A 17,967-nucleotide genomic window follows, 5' to 3' on the forward strand; every position below is an offset into this window, starting at 1 on the left:
TTATATTTCTCCCTTCACGAGTTTTTCGTATTCATTCGTAGCTACCCAATGTTCAACTAGAACTAGCCGAGGGATCTTTTCTTCTAGCTGTTCAGTTACAGCTAGTTCTCTTTGTGCGATATAAATCGTTTCTTCTTGGATTTTGATTTTTTCTATTGATTCTTTTGAGATAACAAACTGTTTTTTCGCTTTTTTTGCTAATTGACTTAAAATCGTCATGCCCATAGTTTGTGAGCCGCGTCTGTTGTTTTTATACAAAAATACAATATTAGCAGGCGACGTTTTTTGTTCTGTGATATCTGCTATCTCTTTTTTTTCTTCCCGCTTTGGAAATTGGATCGCTTCTTTTATTCGTGACAGCAAGATATCTGTTTCCAAAAAGTGATCCAGTACATAGATTTGACTTTGAGGTACTTTTTCTCTTGCAAGACCCGCTAGTTCATGTTGCACGATAACCAGCTGATTTACTTGGTTATTCAATTCATAGATAGAGCTGTATCCGACAGAAAGATCGATTTTTTCTGCTGCTAATTTCTTTTTCAGCAGGGCGGCTCCCATAGCACTTGATCCCATACCTGAGTCGCAAGCAAAAATGACGGAATGAATGATAGATGGTTCCAAGATTTCTCCCCTTTCTTTGACCGTTTTGTTCTCTTTTTCTTTATTTGGTAATTTCAATAGTATCGCTGCACAAATGAAGGTCACAAATGTACTGATTGCTATCCCTATACTTACCCCAGCTAGTTGTGGATAAGGCGCATTGGCAAAAATCACGAGTAGTGACCCAGGCGATACAGGTGCAGCTAATCCCGTATCTAACCATTGAAATATCAACGTGCCGCTTGCCCCACCAGCCATTACAGCTAAAAATAGATACGGTCGCAGCAAGACAAATGGAAAATAGATTTCGTGAATCCCGCCAATCGCATGGATCATCAATGCTCCACTCGCATTTACTTTTTCCTGTTTTTCTGCAAAACAAAGGATAGAAAGTAAGATCCCTAAACCAGGTCCAGGATTTGCCTCCATCAAAAATAAGGAAGAGTACCCGACTGTTTGTGAGAATTCGATTCCTAAAGGTGTCAATACACCATGATTGATTGCATTATTGAAAAATAGTACTTTTAGAGGTTCTAAGATCAGACTGACAAGTGGTAACAGATTCATTGTGACTAGCCAAGACACAACGGAGGCGAGCAACAAGTGAACACTATTTAAAACTGGTTCAATAAAAACGATTCCAATTATACAAATAACGCTACCAGTCAGTCCTACTAGTAGGTTGCTGACAAGCATTTCATATCCAGCCTTGAATTTCACATGGAATCTAGAAACAAATTGTTCATATACGATGCCGGCAAGCGGCCCGATAATCATCGCTCCTACGATTTGTGGAGCATTGGAACGAGCGATCAACCCTAAAGAAGCAATTGCACCGGCGACTGCCCCTTTTTGTCCCCCTACCGATTTCCCGCCTGAATAACTGATCAAGATGGGTAAAAGCAGCTGGATCATCCAATGGCATACCTCTTCTAATGTGGTGTGCAAATCGCCAGACACACCTTTTGTTGCTAATGACAAGATTCCCCAAGCGATAAACAGACTTAGATTTGGCATGATCATTTCATTTAAGTGATGTCCAGCTTTTCTCAGTTGTTTCATAGACACGCGACTGCTGTTGTTTGCTTTCCATTTGTATTCCATCTTTTTCACCATACTTCTATTTATTGATGGACGGATTTTATGTAGAAAAAGCAGCAAACGAAAAACCGTCTGCTGCTTTCAGCTATCTGGGAACTATTTGCCTGGTTCAGTCGCAATGATTGCTAGTTCACCTTGGACCGCCCACTCAGAAACGCCATTTGGAATAATACAGCTTGTTCCTTTTTCTAATGGATATGTTTTTCCGTCAACGACAAGGTCTCCTGCTCCTTCGATTACCGTCATCAATGTATAAGGGGCTTGTTTTTTGAAAGATGTGATTCCTTTAATATCCCACTCATATACATTGAAAAACTCAGTTTCTAAATAAGTGACGATCGATGAATTCCCTTTTCGGACTTCTTTGATTTGTAATTCTGGTGTTTTCGCAGGGACAGTTGTTACATCGATCGATTGTTGGATATGCAGCTCTCTTGTTTGTCCTTGCGCATCTTTTCTGTCGTAGTCATACACGCGGTAAGTCGTGTCAGAACTTTGCTGTGTTTCTAAAATCATGATTCCTTTACCAATAGCATGGATCGTTCCGCTTGGTACATAAAAGAAATCACCTTTTTTAACTGGTACTTTCTTCAAAAGGTCATCCCAGCGCCCATCTTTGATCATCTCAGCTAGTTCTTCTCTTGTCTTTGCATGATGACCATAGATGATTTCTGCACCAGGTTCAGCATCGATGATATACCAGCATTCAGTTTTTCCTAATTCACCTTCATGTTTCATCCCATAGGCATCATCTGGATGTACTTGTACAGATAGATCATCTTCTGCGTCTAAGATCTTGATCAATAATGGAAACACTGGTTCTGAAGGATGGCCAAACAATTCCTTGTGTTCTGACCATAGTTCATCTAATCTTTTCCCTTTGAATTCGCCATTTTCTACTACACTGACACCATGAGGATGCGCACTGATCGCCCAATCTTCTCCGATTTTATCGTTAGGGATATCAAAACCAAAGACTGAACGTAAACGACTTCCTCCCCAAATTTTTTCTTGAAAAACTGGTTTTAAAAACATAGGTTCCTGCATAATTCAAACTCCTCTCATTTTTCATAGCTATTATAGCATTATTTCGGTAATACCGCTTTCTCTTTCAAAAAGTTTTCAACAATTTCATCTCGACATATGAGATACTCCGCACGATGATCGACAGGATGTACGCGATTTGACAAAAATATCAACGCTTCTTGTGTTTTTATATCAATCAAGAAAAACGTACCTGTATAACCAGTATGAAAAAGAATCGCATGACCGTCTTCTACATCCTTTTTTAAGTCCCATCCTAAAGAACGATAGCCATTTTTTTTCGGTGTTTGATCTTGCAGTAAAGAATCAATCGTCTCTTCTTCTAAAAAACGACCATTACGGATTTTTCCCTTGTTCAAATACATTTGGACAAAAGTAATGCTGTCTTTCAAATCAATAAAGAGACCCGCGTTACCTGCATGTTCAGCCAAAACTCTTGCTTTCGGATCATGAGTTTGTCCACGCAAAACCTCACCCGAAGGCAGTTGTTCTGTGGGAACGATTTTTTTGGAAGGAAAAGGAAGAAATAAGCTGTTCATCATTCCTAATGGTTCCAATACTTGTTCTTGAAAGATTTCCACTGCAGTTTCTTGGTAAATTTCCTCTAGCATCAACCCAAGAAGAATCGTACCGGCATCTGTATATTTTACTTCTTTTCCTAGTTGCTCACCTGGTTCTAGCTTCAAATAAGCGGCGATCAATTCTTCCTGAGATAGCTTATCTCTGTTTGGTATCCATGTTTTGATATCAGAAGTATGTGTCAGTAAATGACGCAAAGTGATTGTCTGATTTTCAAATTCAGGAAGATATTTATGAAGCGGTTGATCGAGTTCTATCTTTCCATCTTCTAATAGACGTAAAACTAATGAAGTGGTTGCAACGACTTTCGTCAGTGAGGCTGCATCAAACAACAGATCTTCTGTCATCAGCTGCTTTTCAGGAACGACTTGGGCAAAGCCGGCTGTAAATGTTTCTACTTGATTTTCTTTTATGAAGGCGACTGCTACACCTGGATAAAATCCTTCTTCCATCTTTTTCAAAATAAGCTGTTTCGTGTGTGGATACATCTTTTTCTCCTGCTTTTCTATCAGATTCTTACAGTCCAAGCTTAAAGCTTAATCTATGAGGAATCAACCTTTTTTACACAAAAAAACTGCGCGAAAAACCGCGCAGTTTCCCCCGGTATACTATTTTCTCTTTCTATCTCTAGAATAAGCGATAGTATGACCGTTCATAAAATGACGAGACATGCGACAATCGTTAAGAAAGAAAAAGTTAAGCGTCGCATCGAATGTCAGTTTTATTCTTTTCTTTTGGCTCACTGACGAACCACCATTCGATTCCTATAGCATCATAGATTGTGAGTACTGTGTGCTTTTTGTCTAAGAAGAAATCAACTGATAGTTGCTGCAAGTGAGCAATCAGTCCTTCCATGCTTTCAGTATCGATCATGAATTTCAGAAAATCAAGTCCAATCACTTCATCTGTAGGCAAATCAATTGCGCCTCCGCTAGCTTCTGTCAAACCAACATGGAAATCTCCTTCATTCAATACATGGATGCCCTCTTCTTCATTATGTACCTTCAAACCAAGTACATGATTAAGAAATTGGCGTTCTTTTGTTAAGTTAGTAACATTTAAATGGATTTTTTCAAAATAAGAACCTGTTGATAGTTTACTGAATTTTTCTTCAGATTTTCTTAATAATGCTTCTTGATCCATTGTTTCTGGAATTTCTCTTTGGTCGTTCTTATTCTCTTCATGGTAAATTTCCAATTCATTCTCTTCTGGGTCTACGAGCAAAATCCCCATACGTCCATGATCTTCTAAAGCTTCTTTGATTGGATAATTCATTTTACGGATACGACAAAGGATATCTGCCATTTCTTCTGTGCTAGGGATAATCAATGAAAAACGGTTCAGCTTTTTGATCACCCCCATGTGATCATTCGCTCTAGGACTTTCTTCCAGCAGCAACATTTCACTTCCAGCTTCTTCTGTTCCTAAAATGGCTAATTCGTTTTCTTCTCTTTTCAAATCAAAGCCAACAACGTTCTTGTAAAAATCAATCATTTTATCTCGGTCTTTCACCCGAATGGCTACACTTTTTAAATAGGTGGCAGCCCCCAATTGAAAATCTTTCATATTTCTTGCTCCCCTCTACGTCAAGCTTTATTTTAACGATGGATTCTTCTTCTTTCAAGCAATAACTTTGATTTTGTTAAAAAAAATGTGAGAAAATTCGCATTTTGCTTGTTTTTTGTAAATTAATGAGTAAAAACTCTTATAAAAAGAGGTTGTGAAAAAGCTGTTCTGCATCAAGTAATAAGAACAGCCAAACAAAAATAGCTCCTCCTATTTTTCGTTTGGTTGGGCTTATTACCGCAGATGCAAGCTTTTGAACACCGTTTAAGGAAGAGGTTGTAAAATCAGCGGTTTGACCTGAGTATTAGAGATACAAAACGGAAAAATAGCTTCTCATATTTTGCCGTTTTTTGAGCTAATACCGAAGGACAGCTGATTGAACACCGTTTATTCGGAAAAAGGGACTGTGACACGACTTTTGTCACAGCCCCTAAAAAAAATAATAAATTTGTACTATTCTATGAAGCTTCTTCTTCAGAAAACTGACTGTTATAAAGATCTGCATAGAATCCGTCTTTTTCCATCAATGTATCGTGGTTTCCTGTTTCTACGATCGAACCATGATTCATCACAATAATGTTGTCTGCATCGCGTATTGTAGACAAGCGGTGAGCAACAACGAAACTTGTCCGGTTTTCCAATAGGCGGTTCATCGCTTTTTGAATCAGTATTTCTGTTCGTGTATCTACACTAGATGTTGCTTCATCAAGGATCAGGACATCTGGATTTGCTAAGAATGCCCGCGCAATTGTGATTAGCTGACGCTGCCCTTGCGAAATATTGCTTGCATCCTCGTTTAATACAGTGTTATATCCTTCTGGCAATTTACGAACAAAATCGTCTACGTGAGCAGCTTTAGCAGCCTCAATGATTTGTTCGTCTGTTGCATCGTCGTTCCCATATTTGATATTGTCATAGATACTTCCTGTAAACAGCCAAGTATCTTGCAGTACCATTGAAAACTGTGCGCGCAATTCATCACGTGAAAGATCACGGGTATCTACACCATCGTAACGAATACTACCTCCAGAAACATCGTAGAACCGTTCAAGAAGGTTGATCAGTGTCGTCTTCCCTGCACCAGTCGGACCTACAATAGCGACCATCTCACCAGGTTTGACATCCAAGTTAAAATCAGTCATTAGCAAGTTATCTGGTGTGTAGCCGAATTGAACATTTTCAAAACGAACTTTGTATGGTGTATCTTTTTCTTCTGGAAGGCCAGATTTTTCATTGGACATCTCTTCTTCATCCAACACTTCAAATACCCGTTCGGCTGAAGCAACTGTTGATTGGATAGTGTTCATCAAACTTGCAAGTTGAGTGATTGGTTGAGAGAACTGTGTTGTATATTGCAAGAACGCTTGAACATCCCCTAATGTCATGTTCCCATTTGCAACTTTTACTCCGCCTAGTACAGCGACGAACACATAGCCTAGATTTTTAACGAAATTCATCAACGGCATGATGATTGCCGAAATAAATTGAGCTTTCCAACCAGCGGCATACAGATTCTGATTTTCTTTTTCAAATACTTCCTGGTCTTTTTCAGTATGATTGAATGTTTTAACAATGGTATGACCACCATATGTTTCTTCTACTTGGTTATTCAATAAACCTAAACTTTTTTGCTGATCTGCGAAAAACACTTGTGATTTCGGCGCTACGATCATCACGATGATCAAGCTTAAAGGGATCATCAATAACGCGACTAACGTCAATTGCCAGCTGATTGAAAGCATCATCACGATGACCCCAATCAATGTGACTGCACTAGTTACAAATTGAGTCAAATTTTGCTGCAGCGTGCTTGCGATGTTATCCATATCATTGATTGCTCGAGACATGATATCCCCATTTGTATGTGTATCATAATAGGAAATCGGTACACGATTCATTTTGGCTTCCAAATCATGACGTAATTCATAAACTGTTCGTTGGGAAACACGTGTCATAATAAATTGCTGTAAAAAGTTGAATACAGCAGAAATCAAATACATCACGATTACTGTCGCAATGATCTGCGCGATTTTATCAAAGTCTATCGGAAATTTTGTTACTTGTTGGCCTTGTTGCATCTGTTGAGCGCCAGCCATTACACCTTTGAATATTTCTGTGGTTGCTTTCCCCAAGACCTTTGGTGTTTGGATTTGGAAGATCACGGCTGCTATTGCTAGTACAAATACAGCGATGATCGCAACCATACGTTTAGACATATAGCCAAACAATCGGCGTACCGTTCCCCAGAAATTTTTAGGCTTTTCACCTTTTACACCGAGATTTCTGCCAGGTCCACCATGTCCTGGACCGCCTGCTGGTCCATGAGAGGGACGTGTGTTTGTTTTACTCATGCTAAGTCCTCCTCTCTTAGTTGTGAATGAACGATTTCTTGATAAGTTTCGTTTGTTGCTAATAGTTCTTCATGTGTTCCTTTGCCAACCAGTTTTCCTTCATCTAGCACAAGGATCATATCTGCATCCATTACTGTACTTACTCGTTGAGCAACTAAAACGGTGATACTTTCTTTCATATTCGTTTTCAATGCTTGGCGAAGATTGGCATCCGTTTTGAAATCCAACGCTGAGAAGGAATCATCAAACACATAGATATCTGCTGTTTTGACTAATGCCCGTGCAATTGCCAGACGCTGTCTTTGTCCACCAGAGAAGTTTCCTCCTCCTTGTTCCACATGGCTATCTAAGCCATCTTCCATCTCTGAAACAAAATCTTTAGCTTGTGCGATTTCTAATGCTTTCCAAATCATTTCATCTGTTGCATCCGGCTTACCATACTGCATATTGTCTCGGATCGTTCCAGAGAACAGAACTGCTTTTTGAGGAACAAAGCCCATTAATTCTCGCAAATTATATTGAGTCATGTCACTAATGTCCGTTCCATTTATTTGGATCGAACCAGATTCGATGTCATATAATCGAGGGATCAAATTGACTAAGGTCGTTTTACCTGAACCAGTCCCCCCTATGATTGCGACGATCTCGCCCGACTTGGCTTGGAAATCAATATCTTCCAATGCAAGTTTTTCTGCTCCATGATATCGATAATTGACATGATTGAAGGCCAATGTTGCGTTTTTTCCAGCAAAAGAAACTGTTTTAGGATTTTCAGGGTCATGGATACCGATTTTTTCATCCAACACTTCATTAATACGGTCAGCTGAAGCTTGTGCACGAGGCACCATGATAAAAATAGCGGAAAGCATCATAAAGCTGATCAAGATCTGCATCGCATAAGTCATAAATGCAATCAGATTACCGACTTCCAAAGTCATATCTGCTATGTAGTGTCCACCAAACCAAGTGATTGCTACGTTTGTACCGCTCATGATCAATGTCATCATTGGCATCATCAATGCGACGATCGTATTAACTTTGATTGCCGTATTTGTATAATCTTTATTCGCTAAATCAAAACGATTTTCTTCAAAGCGTGTCTTATCGAATGCTCGAATCACTCTGACCCCTGTCAATCCTTCTCGAAATACCAGGTTTAAACGGTCAGTTTTCTTTTGCATACTTTTGAATAATGGAACAGCAAAGTACATGATTCCGCCGATCAAAATAATCATTACTGGGATGACAACTAAGAAGATTTTTGTCAACTGATGATCTTTTTGATAAGCAAGTATGCTCGCGCCAATCAACGTGATTGGTGCATTGATCATCATACGTAAAAACATTTGTGTAACCATTTGGATTTGAGTCACATCATTGGTCGTTCTTGTGATCAAAGAGGCCGTTCCATATTTATCAAACGCATCTTTTGTCAGACTCTCTGATTTTTTATAGACATCCGTACGCAATTGCTTACCCAGTTTCTGTGATTCACGAGTAGCAAAAAATGTATTTGCGATAGCAGCTAAGATACTGATCAAAGAAAAGCCGATCATCACAAAACCTGTATGCCAAATATAATCGACATCTCCTTGCGCTACCCCTTTATCAATAATATTGGAGGTAAGTGTCGGCAAATATAAATCTGCCAGTACTTGGATCACCATGAAAACTGCAGCTGCAATTGCTGAAGTCAAGGAGATCCGTTTTACGATTTTTAGCATCTAGTTCCCTTCTTTCTATTTATATACTCCGTTTTTCAGCCAAGAAAGTTTCAAATTGAATTCACTGATTGCTTGCTCTACTGAGTAATCTTCAGATGTTGAAAATAAGCGATACGAATGCGCAATTGTTGTAAATACAGTATTCATCACTAATTGGATCAGTAATTCCAATTCATGATCATTTTTTACTTTCAGCTTCGTCCGATCGATCAATTCAAGCAACTCTTTTGCATCTTGTTTGTGTTCTTTATGTGGATCGTGAGGCGTTTTTTGGCGACTCGTATGAGGAGCGACTTTTCTTGAGGCACGGTAATCCATGTTCATAAACAAGTTACGATAAAAAGAAGCATTCTCGCCTTCCAAAATCTCATAAATCATTTTAGAAAAATAGGATTCGAATCCTTTGAATAGATCACCATCGGATTCTTTCATTAGTTGTAACATATCTTTAGAGCTGTCACGTCTCATTGTCTCAAAGTAATAAAAATAAAGATCCTCTTTATCTTCAAAATACTGATAGAAACTGCCTCTAGGGATATCCGCTAATTTGACGATATTAGCAATCGAAGCTTCTTTTAAGGGTACTCTAGAAAACTCGATTCTCGCAGCCTCGATTAGTCTTTTTTGTTTTTCTTTAGGCAAATGGAAAAATGTCTGTGTCGGCATATGGATCCTCCTTTCTTTCAAGATGACACATTGTCATATGACGCTGTGTCATTATAACACCTCCTACCTGTTTTGCAAGACATTTGCATAGTTTTTTTCATTATCATCCGATACATTAAAAAAGTGATAAGAGGAATCCTTCCATTTGAATTAATGAGAGTTGCCCATTAAAATAGCCACATACTAAACAAAGGATGAGATAAATGGCCCAATCAATTAGTGTCCAAGACTTCAATAAATTGCCTCTCGATGCTGACAGCATCGTTTTAGATACAAGAAATACCTTAGATTACACAAAAAACCACTTAAGCCACTCGCTTTCTATCCCCGCTGCTATCTTGCCAAGACAATTAAAAAATCTAGATCCAAAGAAACTTTATTATATTCTAAGCTATACAGGCAGGCGATCAGAAGCATTAGCCGATCAACTTACTGCTAATGGTTTTCGTGCTGTTTATATCATTGGTGGGATGGAAGCTCTTCAGTCGAGTGTTGCTTGAATATTGCTTGTTAGATTCAAAAGAGGCTGTGACAAAAAATCGTGTCACAGCCTCTTTTATACCCTGTCTTTTTTTAGTTATTTATTCTTCAACCTTATCAATATGACTTGATAGCCTTTTCTTTTTCGAGTAAACTGATTTTGTTAGTCATAGTTATAACAATCATAGCAATAAAAGGAGAAGGTAAGCATATGGCATCTGTTTTAGTAGTCAAAGGTCATCCCCTAACTGCAGAAGAATCGCGCACAGTTAAGGCATTGACGTCTTTTTTAACAAGTTATAAAGAAAATCATCCAGATGATGAAGTGACTGTTTTGGAACTTTATCGCGATGATATTCCGGAAATCGATGAAGAATTATTATCAGGTTGGGAAGCATTACGTGCTGGTGCAGAATTCACTTCCTTATCAGAAAGTCAACAACAAAAAATTGCTCGTTTCAATGAATTGACTGATCAGTTCCTTGCTGCTGATAAAATCGTTATCGCAAACGCCTTATGGAATCTAAATATCCCAACAAAATTAAAAGCTTGGTTCGATACCGTCAATGTAGCTGGAAAAACGTTCCGCTATACAGAAAACGGGCCAGAAGGATTAGTGACAGGTAAAAAAGCACTGCACATCCAATCTAATGGCGGTGTATACAACGGACAAGACTTTGCCTCTCAATATGTAAAAGGTATTTTAAACTTTGTAGGCATCGATCAAGTAGATCAGCTATTCATCGAAGGAATCGATTATGACCCTGACCGTGCAGATGAGTTGATGCAAAATGCATTAGATAAAGCTGCTGCTTTAGGTAAATCATTTTAAAAATTGAGATAAATGCATACAAAAGAGACAGAGGAAAAAATCTTCAAAGCAGCATTTGTGCCTTGGATATTTTCCCATCTGTCTCTTTTTGTTATTCTTTCTGCTTTTTCAACGGATTTTCTTCATAAAGAGAAGAGATTGTTGTGTACCATTCAAAAACATGAGTAATCACTACTTTAGCTGCTGCATAAACAGGAATCCCCAAGATCACACCGATGATTCCGAACAATTTCCCAGAAGTCAGCAGAACTAATAAAATCGTTACTGGATGGATTGCTAACTGATTCCCTAGTACTAATGGAGAGATCAAGCGTCCTTCTATTGTCTGCTCTACTGCAAAAACGATCAGTACTTTGATGATCATGAATGGACCTGCTACAATGGCTAAAAAGATAGCCGGAATCATCGCTAAAAATGATCCTAAGTAAGGGATCAGGTTCAAAAAACCCGCAATAATCCCCAACGTGACAGCATACTCTAAACCAATGACCGCAAAACCAATCATAAACATGATTGCCACAGCAAAAGCCACAGTTAGTTGTCCTCTTATATAAGAAGAAACTTGACTATTCATTTCACTCAGCACATTCAACGTCGGTTTTTGCATGCGTGTCGGTAAAAATTTGACAAAATAAGGTGCTAATTGTTTACCGTCTTTCAATAGATAAAATAAGATAAACGGCATCGTCAGCAGAGCCACTAAAATAGTCGCTACCGCGCCGACAAAACTTCCAAGACTCTGAACTGTACTCTTAGATATATCTTGGATCATATCGCCTGCCGAATTCATGAACTTATCACCTGCTGTTTCCAACTGTTCGCGAAATTGGTTGAACAGCGGGTCCCGCAAAATCTCGGTTAATTTATTATCAATCGTATCTACATATTGAGGGAAGTTACTGATGAAGCTCACTGTTTGTTCCTGAATCTTAGGGATGATCACTACGCTCCCCCATGCGATTAGTGCAACAACCAAAACAAACAGCCCAATGATACTGTAAAGCCTTGGTACTTTTCGCTTTTCAAAGTAATCAACTACCGGATTCATCAAGTAATACAAGATTCCTGCTAAAATGATAGGCAGACCTACGATTGCTAAAAATTGCCAGATTGGTGCAAACAAATATGAAACTTTTGTAAATAAAAAGACGATCAGCAATATTAACAATACAACAAGTAAGGCTGTGACTACTTGATTATTTAAAAACCAGCGCCAAAACCACGATACCGGTCTGTTCTTCTTATTTTTTCCTTCCATAATTCCTCCTGTTAGTTATAAAAAATTTGGCTTCCCAAACCAATAGCAGGCAGTCTATGCGGATGAAGATAGATTCCATTTGCAATTTGTCCTTCTTCTGGACAAGCATCAAAAATCAATGATACGTGAGCTACTGTCTCTAAATTCCCATTGGCCATCGGACCGACATAATCGATCGTATATACCTGATCATCAAAAGCAATTGTTCCGCCTGCTTTCAAAGAAAAAGGTTCGTCTTTTGATACTTCTTGAATCACCGAATATTTTCGTAAGGCAGCTGTTGCTGTTTTATCGAACAAAATCAGCATGGGTTCTTCCTTGTTTATTGCTTCTGTCCCAATTTCTGTAATCTTTGCCTGAATCATTGCACTCTCTCCTTTAATTGCTTTCAAAAACAGTATAACACATTCTCATTCTTTAGCCGTGTGGAATAATTATGTGATAGAATAAAAACGAAAACTATTTCATTACAATTAGGAGGAATCAGCTCATATGATCGAAAAGATAATTTTAGGAACCTATACGCGTCGCGAAAGTAAAGGAATCTATACGATCGACCTTGATACAGAAAAAGAAGAATTAGCCAACCTTTCATTAGCTGTTGAAGAAAATAGCCCTACCTATGTAGCAAAAAGTAAAGCTGGCAATCTTTACACAGTTACTAGTGTGGATGGATTAGGTGGTGCCGGTGCGTACGATAAGGATTTTCATTTTTTGAATGCGGTAACAGAGTCTGGCGCTCCTTTGTGTTATGTAGCGGTTGATGAAGCACGTCAATTACTATACGGGGCGAACTATCATAAAGGTGAAGTAAATGTCTACCATATATTAGGAGATGGCGAACTGAAAGCAGCAGATTCAATATTCCATCAAGAAGCGACAGGTCCTCATAAAAACCAAGATCATGCGCATGTCCACTATACGGATCTGACTCCTGACCAACGATTAGTCGTATGTGATCTTGGTACAGATCGTGTGTATACTTATGATGTGTCCGAAAACGGCAAATTGAATCTTGTAACTACCTTCACTGCAGAGCCAGGAACAGGCCCTCGCCATCTTGTCTTTCATCCAAATGGACAATTCGCTTATTTATTTGGTGAATTAGACAGCACAGTCCGCGTGCTTTCTTATAATAAAGAAACAGGTGCTTTTGAAGAATTACAGAAAATATCGACCTTGCCAGAAGAATTCGACGGTGAAAATGGAGGGGCAGCTATCCGCATTTCAAATGATGGCAAGTTCCTTTATGCTTCTAACCGAGGACATAACTCGATTGCTGTATTCGCAGTTTTTGAAGATGGTTCCCACATTCAAAACAAGCAAATCATCTCAACAGAAGGGGATTTTCCCCGCGATTTCGCACTAGATCCAAGCAATAATTTTGTCGTGTGTGCCAATCAGAACACCGATAATCTGACATTATATCGCCGTCATCCTGAAACAGGATTACTGGAATTACTGAAAAAAGATGTCTATGTACCAGAATGTGTCTGTGTTTATTTTGATCGTTAGTAAGAAAAGGAGAATGAAATGAATCAGCAAGACGTATTAGACAGACTACGGGAAGAACTAAATATTCCTTTCTTTGATGGGAAAATCGAAGATAAAGAGTATAGCGAAGAGGAATATCAGAAACTCAAAGCCGATTTACAGAACTACTTTGAACAATATGTACAGAATGTAGAAAACTAATCAGCTTTCCATACTATCTGAAAAGAACATCAGGACAAGACTTTTCCGTCTATCCTGATGTTCTTTTCTACAAATAAAAAACCGCCGAGATGGTTAGACTCGACGGAAAAGGAGTATTTACTCGATTTTGAGTAAGTACAAGGTTGTTGTTGGTTATAGGTATGTCATTATCATAAAGGATTTTGATCACTCTATCATAAAGGTAATATTACATTTATATTAGATAACTCTAGTTTTTATTGTTATCAAAGATTTCTTTTATTTTTTCAACAACAAATTAGTCATTTTTTGGATGGCAGCTGTCAATTGGTCTGTCGCTTGGTCTTGTTTTGCTTCAGATGTATTGAATAGATCTTCATCTACCCCTGATTCAAGATCGATACTTTGGATCATTTCTTCACAGCCTGCTACATATGAAAGATAAGCTTTTTCAAAATTTTTATGAATGCCCATTGCTTTTGCTGGTGGACGCAAAGTACTGACTTTCTTAAGCATTGCCCGATATTTTTTTGTTCCTTCTTCAAATAACAGGATGATCTCTTCAAGAGTCGATTTGTCCAGTTCACTTGTTTTTCCTTCATCAATTGCGTTTCTGATCACTTCATATTTCGGATGCATTCCTTCTCCGATTGCTTCTGTTTCCTTGACGATTTGATCGATGGACTGCACATAATAGCCAATATTCGGTAACATGTTCGTTTTCCTACTTTCTCCATTGTTGTTATTATTTATTCTACTTGTTTTTATCCTCAAATGACAAGTACTTGAAAAAATTTAATGGTTTCTATACAGCTCGCCATTCTTATTCGTGCTCAAAGAAACCATCTGCTAAACTATATTGTTTCCCTGCGACAATGTCATATTGGATCAATTGATATTCGTCGTAAATCTCTTGTTGCGAGCGATTGAATTGCGCTTCTTTATACCACTGTCCGTTTTGATAGTACAGTTCTCGTTCAAACGCCGGAAGTTCCTGTTCTAATGATAAAAGCAGCTGATAAAAGCCATTTGTTGTCTGATTCGTCTGTTCCATTAGATTCGCTGCAAAATAAAACGGACTGGTGATTGCATCGTGAGTCGTTTGCTTTTCTAATTCTCCTTTACTGTCGAACATAAGAAATTGTGTTTCATGCAATGTTTGTTTGTCATTTTTTGCTTGGATCGTATCTGAATAGATCCCTGGAAGATGATCCCCCCAAAAAACAACTAAAGTCCTTCTAGAAAGATTCTTCAATTCTTCCGTGAACTGCTTCAGTGCCGTGCTGCTATAGGAAATATCTTGCAGATAATTCTCTAAGTCAAGTGTCCCACTTCCATCTGAAGTTTTTGCAGGATAGTCTAGATTATCATACTTTCCATCGTAGGGCATATGTGTCTGCATCGTGACTAAATGAATGAACTGAGGTGTTTTTTCTTCCTTGAGAAGTGTCATTACTTCTTTGTAAGCTGACTCATCAGAAATATATGGATTATTCTCTATCGTATCCGTATAGGTCATCGTACGCTCGCTGATGAACTGGTCAAATCCTAATGTCTGATAAACATCCTCTCTTTTATACATCGAAGTATTGTATGGATGGATCGCTGTCGTCTGGTATGATTGTGCGTTTAACGCTGAAACGATAGAAGGAAGCTGATCCATTTTTGGTACAAGCATCGTGTAAGGGGTGGTGAGTTGCGCATTAAATAACGCCATAGAAAAACCAGTCAATGCTTCAAATTCGATATTTGCTGTTCCACCGCCATAGTTTTGAGAAAGCATATTGCCACTATATGTTTGATCAGCTACTTCATAATAATCTGCCAATGGCTCACCAGATACTTCTACGCCGTTTAATCGACTAGGATCTGAGAAACTTTCACTCATCACGAACACGATGTTCGGCGACTCTTCCTCTACAGTTTTATTTTTTTCATCGGCTAGCTTCTGGTATTTTTCAGTGATTTCTTTGATCTTTTCTTTCGAATATCCTTCAGGTTCATCCATTGGTTCTACCTTCAGATTGTACAAAAACCCACCGATAAAACCAGTGTTATAGTAGTTCATTTTCTGGCTGTAAGGTATCCATAGTGCCGTTTTATTATATGCTTTTCGCAACAAATTATCGGGATTGTTGAAATTACTGATATACCCTAGCAGTCCAATTGCCACAAGCAGTGTCGTTAATCGGATCAATTGGAATCGCCTTCCTTTTTTCAGGCTTCGAAACATGTACCAGCAAAACAATCCTATCACGGTTCCTGCGGCAGCTAAGATCACTGTAAACAGCATAGTGCCGGTCATATCTTTCAGCAATCCGATTTCAGTGATCATCTTCAAATCGTCTGGATAAATCGGTTCTTGCCGATAACTCATTTTCATATAATTTGCAAAACCTAATACACCGATGGCTACGACATACGTAAGGGAACCTAAAGGGACAGATCCTGCTAGTGCAATCAGAAAAATAAGAATAATCAGCAAGACGAGACAGGCTAAGAAGAATTTTTCCGTATGCCAAGAAAAAGCAAATTTCAACGCAAGGTCTACGGATAGATCATTTTGACACCACTGCAAAAATAAATTACTAAAAACAACAAGAAAAAAGATACTGATGATTGCTGCTGTTCCTTTTAAAATCTTTTTCTGTTTGGTCGAAAGTCTGCTTATATATCTTTTCAAATGCTTGCTCCTTCATTTCTATCAATAAAAGAATGTTGCTTCTCTTATTTTAGTTGTACGAAATTCGAAAGTAAAGAACGGAAAGAAGAATTAATGAAATCCAAATATTCTCTTTCTTTATGGCCTTTCTGGTTTCTTTAATAAGCGGACCTTTCGTACTCCAGAAATTTTTTCTAGCTGTTGTTTCACTTGATTGAGCTGTTCAAAATCAGTACTGTCTATGTCAATCAATATGTAGACATGCTCATTCTTATGGTTACGCGATATATCTGCGATCGCTAGCTCGTTCTCATTCAGCAGAGAAAATATCTCTGCTAATATATTGGTTTTCTTTTGATAAAATATAGTGAATCGAAACGGCGCTTGGAAAAACATTCGTGCGGATGGATAATTGACCGCTTCTCTAACCGTACCGAACAAAAGATAATCTTTTAAGGCTTCAACTGCCAAACGTCCGCTGTCTGCCAAAGCTTCCTGAGTCGATCCCCCTAGATGAGGCAACATAAGTATACGGTCATTTTCTAAGAACTCTTCTTCTGGAAAATCAGTCAAGTATTTAGCCAGATGTTGTTTTTCCAATGCTTGCATAACAGCATATTTATCAACAATTTCACTTCTTCCTACATTGATAAGTACAGCATCTTTTTTCATTTTTTCTATATTCGCCTGATCGATCAATCCTTTTGTATCTTCTGTCAACGGCAGCATGACTACGATGTAATCCGAGGTAGAAAGAACTGTTTCTAAATCTGCTTGCCGAACATAATCCAACTGGGCATCGCGGATAGAATAACCCAAGACATCCATCCCTAAGCTATAGCAACTTAGCGCTACTTTTGTGCCTATCGCTCCAAGACCAAGAAGACCGATGGTTTTGCCTTGCAATTCTCGTCCCACATAAGCACTTCTTTTGTTTTCTGCCTGTTCTAAAATATTAGGACCTGTTAGTGTTTGTACCATACGACTTGCTTCGATTATCGGACGGGAAGATAAGAGCAAACAGCACAAAACAAGCTCTTTTACTGCATTAGCATTTACACCTGGTGTATTCATGACGATCGTCCCGTTTTCAGAAGCTTTTTCAACGTTGATCGTGTTCACCCCAACACCAGCTCTTGAAATTGCTAGCAAATCTGGTGTAAGCCATTCATCTTTCACTTTCGTACTACGAATAACTATTCCTTCGGCTGGCAAATCATCTATTATTTTGAAATATTCCCCTTGTAACTTTTCTATCTCTTGTTCTGGAATAGCATCAATCAAATGAACGTGATACATAAAACCCCCTCCTTACTAACAAGTATCTCGAAATTTCTGCAATTAGACAACTGTTTACCATTTGACTTCCTAGAAGCAAAAAGAGCAGTTAGAGCAGAGTAGGCTGAGTGATAAAAATAAGGCTATGACAA

17 protein-coding genes are annotated in these 17,967 nt (G+C 38.5%); 5 read left to right on the plus strand and 12 right to left on the minus strand.

What is annotated here, in order from left to right:
* The 7 genes from PYW34_RS10160 to PYW34_RS10190 all read right to left on the minus strand — a co-directional run bounded on the left by PYW34_RS10160 (nt 1) and on the right by PYW34_RS10190 (nt 9,631).
* Nucleotides 1-1,704, minus strand: coding sequence for a PTS transporter subunit EIIC (locus PYW34_RS10160; protein ID WP_002287257.1), 1,704 nt, complete (start codon nt 1,702-1,704; stop codon nt 1-3).
* A 93-nt stretch (nt 1,705-1,797) separates the two neighbouring features.
* Nucleotides 1,798-2,748: a mannose-6-phosphate isomerase, class I gene (gene manA / locus PYW34_RS10165; protein WP_002294110.1), complete on the minus strand. Its 951-nt coding sequence runs from the start codon at nt 2,746-2,748 to the stop codon at nt 1,798-1,800.
* A gap of 38 nt (nt 2,749-2,786) precedes the next feature.
* A complete protein-coding gene (locus PYW34_RS10170) occupies nt 2,787-3,812 on the minus strand; it encodes a serine hydrolase domain-containing protein (RefSeq protein WP_002287263.1) in 1,026 nt (341 codons plus the stop codon).
* Nucleotides 3,813-4,020: 208 nt separating this feature from the next.
* Nucleotides 4,021-4,890 carry a VOC family protein gene (locus PYW34_RS10175; RefSeq protein WP_002287264.1) on the minus strand — a complete coding sequence of 290 codons (870 nt, stop codon included), beginning with the start codon at nt 4,888-4,890 and terminating at the stop codon, nt 4,021-4,023.
* A gap of 458 nt (nt 4,891-5,348) precedes the next feature.
* Nucleotides 5,349-7,241, minus strand: a complete 1,893-nt coding sequence (locus tag PYW34_RS10180) for an ABC transporter ATP-binding protein (protein WP_002287265.1) — start codon at nt 7,239-7,241, stop codon at nt 5,349-5,351.
* Nucleotides 7,238-8,965, minus strand: a complete 1,728-nt coding sequence (locus PYW34_RS10185; RefSeq protein WP_002287267.1) for an ABC transporter ATP-binding protein — start codon at nt 8,963-8,965, stop codon at nt 7,238-7,240. Before PYW34_RS10185 ends, PYW34_RS10180 begins: the two co-directional genes overlap by 4 nt.
* 15 nt (nt 8,966-8,980) lie before the next feature.
* Nucleotides 8,981-9,631: a TetR/AcrR family transcriptional regulator gene (locus tag PYW34_RS10190; RefSeq protein ID WP_002287269.1), complete on the minus strand. Its 651-nt coding sequence runs from the start codon at nt 9,629-9,631 to the stop codon at nt 8,981-8,983.
* A gap of 203 nt (nt 9,632-9,834) precedes the next feature.
* On the opposite strand from PYW34_RS10190, the gene PYW34_RS10195 reads away from it, so the two are divergent.
* Both PYW34_RS10195 and PYW34_RS10200 read left to right on the plus strand, forming a co-directional pair.
* A complete protein-coding gene (locus PYW34_RS10195; protein WP_002287271.1) occupies nt 9,835-10,131 on the plus strand; it encodes a rhodanese-like domain-containing protein in 297 nt (98 codons plus the stop codon).
* A gap of 191 nt (nt 10,132-10,322) precedes the next feature.
* Nucleotides 10,323-10,943 carry an NAD(P)H-dependent oxidoreductase gene (locus PYW34_RS10200; RefSeq protein WP_002287272.1) on the plus strand — a complete coding sequence of 207 codons (621 nt, stop codon included), beginning with the start codon at nt 10,323-10,325 and terminating at the stop codon, nt 10,941-10,943.
* 91 nt (nt 10,944-11,034) lie between these two features.
* Here the strand turns inward: PYW34_RS10200 and PYW34_RS10205 are convergent, their stop codons facing one another.
* The gene (locus PYW34_RS10205) at nt 11,035-12,201 is read right to left on the minus strand and encodes an AI-2E family transporter (RefSeq protein WP_002287273.1); all 1,167 of its coding nucleotides are present in this window, start codon (nt 12,199-12,201) and stop codon (nt 11,035-11,037) included.
* Nucleotides 12,202-12,212: 11 nt separating this feature from the next.
* Nucleotides 12,213-12,566, minus strand: coding sequence for a PTS glucitol/sorbitol transporter subunit IIA (locus PYW34_RS10210; protein WP_002294113.1), 354 nt, complete (start codon nt 12,564-12,566; stop codon nt 12,213-12,215).
* 127 nt (nt 12,567-12,693) lie between these two features.
* Between PYW34_RS10210 and PYW34_RS10215 the strand changes: the two genes are divergently transcribed.
* Together PYW34_RS10215 and PYW34_RS10220 are read left to right on the plus strand one after the other, a co-directional pair.
* Complete coding sequence (locus tag PYW34_RS10215) at nt 12,694-13,716, plus strand: lactonase family protein (protein ID WP_002287276.1); 1,023 nt, start codon at nt 12,694-12,696, stop codon at nt 13,714-13,716.
* Between the two features lie 18 nt (nt 13,717-13,734).
* On the plus strand, nt 13,735-13,896 hold the full coding sequence (locus PYW34_RS10220) for a hypothetical protein (RefSeq protein WP_002287277.1): 162 nt from the start codon (nt 13,735-13,737) through the stop codon (nt 13,894-13,896).
* Nucleotides 13,897-14,154: 258 nt separating this feature from the next.
* On the opposite strand, the gene PYW34_RS10225 is transcribed toward PYW34_RS10220, so the two are convergent.
* Both PYW34_RS10225 and PYW34_RS10230 read right to left on the minus strand, forming a co-directional pair.
* Nucleotides 14,155-14,589 (minus strand): hypothetical protein, encoded by a 435-nt coding sequence (locus PYW34_RS10225; RefSeq protein ID WP_002294114.1) that lies wholly within the window; start codon nt 14,587-14,589, stop codon nt 14,155-14,157.
* A 109-nt stretch (nt 14,590-14,698) separates the two neighbouring features.
* Nucleotides 14,699-16,558 carry an LTA synthase family protein gene (locus tag PYW34_RS10230; RefSeq protein WP_002287279.1) on the minus strand — a complete coding sequence of 620 codons (1,860 nt, stop codon included), beginning with the start codon at nt 16,556-16,558 and terminating at the stop codon, nt 14,699-14,701.
* On the opposite strand from PYW34_RS10230, the gene PYW34_RS10235 reads away from it, so the two are divergent.
* Nucleotides 16,559-16,699, plus strand: a complete 141-nt coding sequence (locus tag PYW34_RS10235; RefSeq protein ID WP_002321042.1) for a hypothetical protein — start codon at nt 16,559-16,561, stop codon at nt 16,697-16,699.
* On the opposite strand, the gene PYW34_RS10240 is transcribed toward PYW34_RS10235, so the two are convergent.
* A complete protein-coding gene (locus tag PYW34_RS10240) occupies nt 16,676-17,836 on the minus strand; it encodes an NAD(P)-dependent oxidoreductase (RefSeq protein WP_002287280.1) in 1,161 nt (386 codons plus the stop codon). The two genes, PYW34_RS10235 and PYW34_RS10240, sit on opposite strands and share 24 nt — an antisense overlap.
* Nucleotides 17,837-17,967 lie beyond the last annotated feature (131 nt).

Origin of the sequence: Enterococcus faecium, assembly GCF_029023785.1 — a bacterium.
GTDB lineage: Bacteria > Bacillota > Bacilli > Lactobacillales > Enterococcaceae > Enterococcus_B > Enterococcus_B faecium.

What these genes read in the sequence shown, in the direction of transcription:
- PYW34_RS10200 (WP_002287272.1), top strand. Translation starts at nt 10,323, where the DNA reads ATGGCATCTGTTTTAGTAGTCAAAGGTCATCCCCTAACTGCAGAAGAA.
- PYW34_RS10240 (WP_002287280.1), bottom strand. Translation starts at nt 17,836, where the DNA reads ATGTATCACGTTCATTTGATTGATGCTATTCCAGAACAAGAGATAGAA.
- PYW34_RS10175 (WP_002287264.1), bottom strand. Translation starts at nt 4,890, where the DNA reads ATGAAAGATTTTCAATTGGGGGCTGCCACCTATTTAAAAAGTGTAGCC.
- manA (WP_002294110.1), bottom strand. Translation starts at nt 2,748, where the DNA reads ATGCAGGAACCTATGTTTTTAAAACCAGTTTTTCAAGAAAAAATTTGG.
- PYW34_RS10215 (WP_002287276.1), top strand. Translation starts at nt 12,694, where the DNA reads ATGATCGAAAAGATAATTTTAGGAACCTATACGCGTCGCGAAAGTAAA.
- PYW34_RS10160 (WP_002287257.1), bottom strand. Translation starts at nt 1,704, where the DNA reads ATGGAATACAAATGGAAAGCAAACAACAGCAGTCGCGTGTCTATGAAA.
- PYW34_RS10180 (WP_002287265.1), bottom strand. Translation starts at nt 7,241, where the DNA reads ATGAGTAAAACAAACACACGTCCCTCTCATGGACCAGCAGGCGGTCCA.
- PYW34_RS10170 (WP_002287263.1), bottom strand. Translation starts at nt 3,812, where the DNA reads ATGTATCCACACACGAAACAGCTTATTTTGAAAAAGATGGAAGAAGGA.
- PYW34_RS10195 (WP_002287271.1), top strand. Translation starts at nt 9,835, where the DNA reads ATGGCCCAATCAATTAGTGTCCAAGACTTCAATAAATTGCCTCTCGAT.
- PYW34_RS10190 (WP_002287269.1), bottom strand. Translation starts at nt 9,631, where the DNA reads ATGCCGACACAGACATTTTTCCATTTGCCTAAAGAAAAACAAAAAAGA.
- PYW34_RS10235 (WP_002321042.1), top strand. Translation starts at nt 16,559, where the DNA reads ATGCTTGCTCCTTCATTTCTATCAATAAAAGAATGTTGCTTCTCTTAT.
- PYW34_RS10205 (WP_002287273.1), bottom strand. Translation starts at nt 12,201, where the DNA reads ATGGAAGGAAAAAATAAGAAGAACAGACCGGTATCGTGGTTTTGGCGC.
- PYW34_RS10185 (WP_002287267.1), bottom strand. Translation starts at nt 8,965, where the DNA reads ATGCTAAAAATCGTAAAACGGATCTCCTTGACTTCAGCAATTGCAGCT.
- PYW34_RS10220 (WP_002287277.1), top strand. Translation starts at nt 13,735, where the DNA reads ATGAATCAGCAAGACGTATTAGACAGACTACGGGAAGAACTAAATATT.
- PYW34_RS10225 (WP_002294114.1), bottom strand. Translation starts at nt 14,589, where the DNA reads ATGTTACCGAATATTGGCTATTATGTGCAGTCCATCGATCAAATCGTC.
- PYW34_RS10210 (WP_002294113.1), bottom strand. Translation starts at nt 12,566, where the DNA reads ATGATTCAGGCAAAGATTACAGAAATTGGGACAGAAGCAATAAACAAG.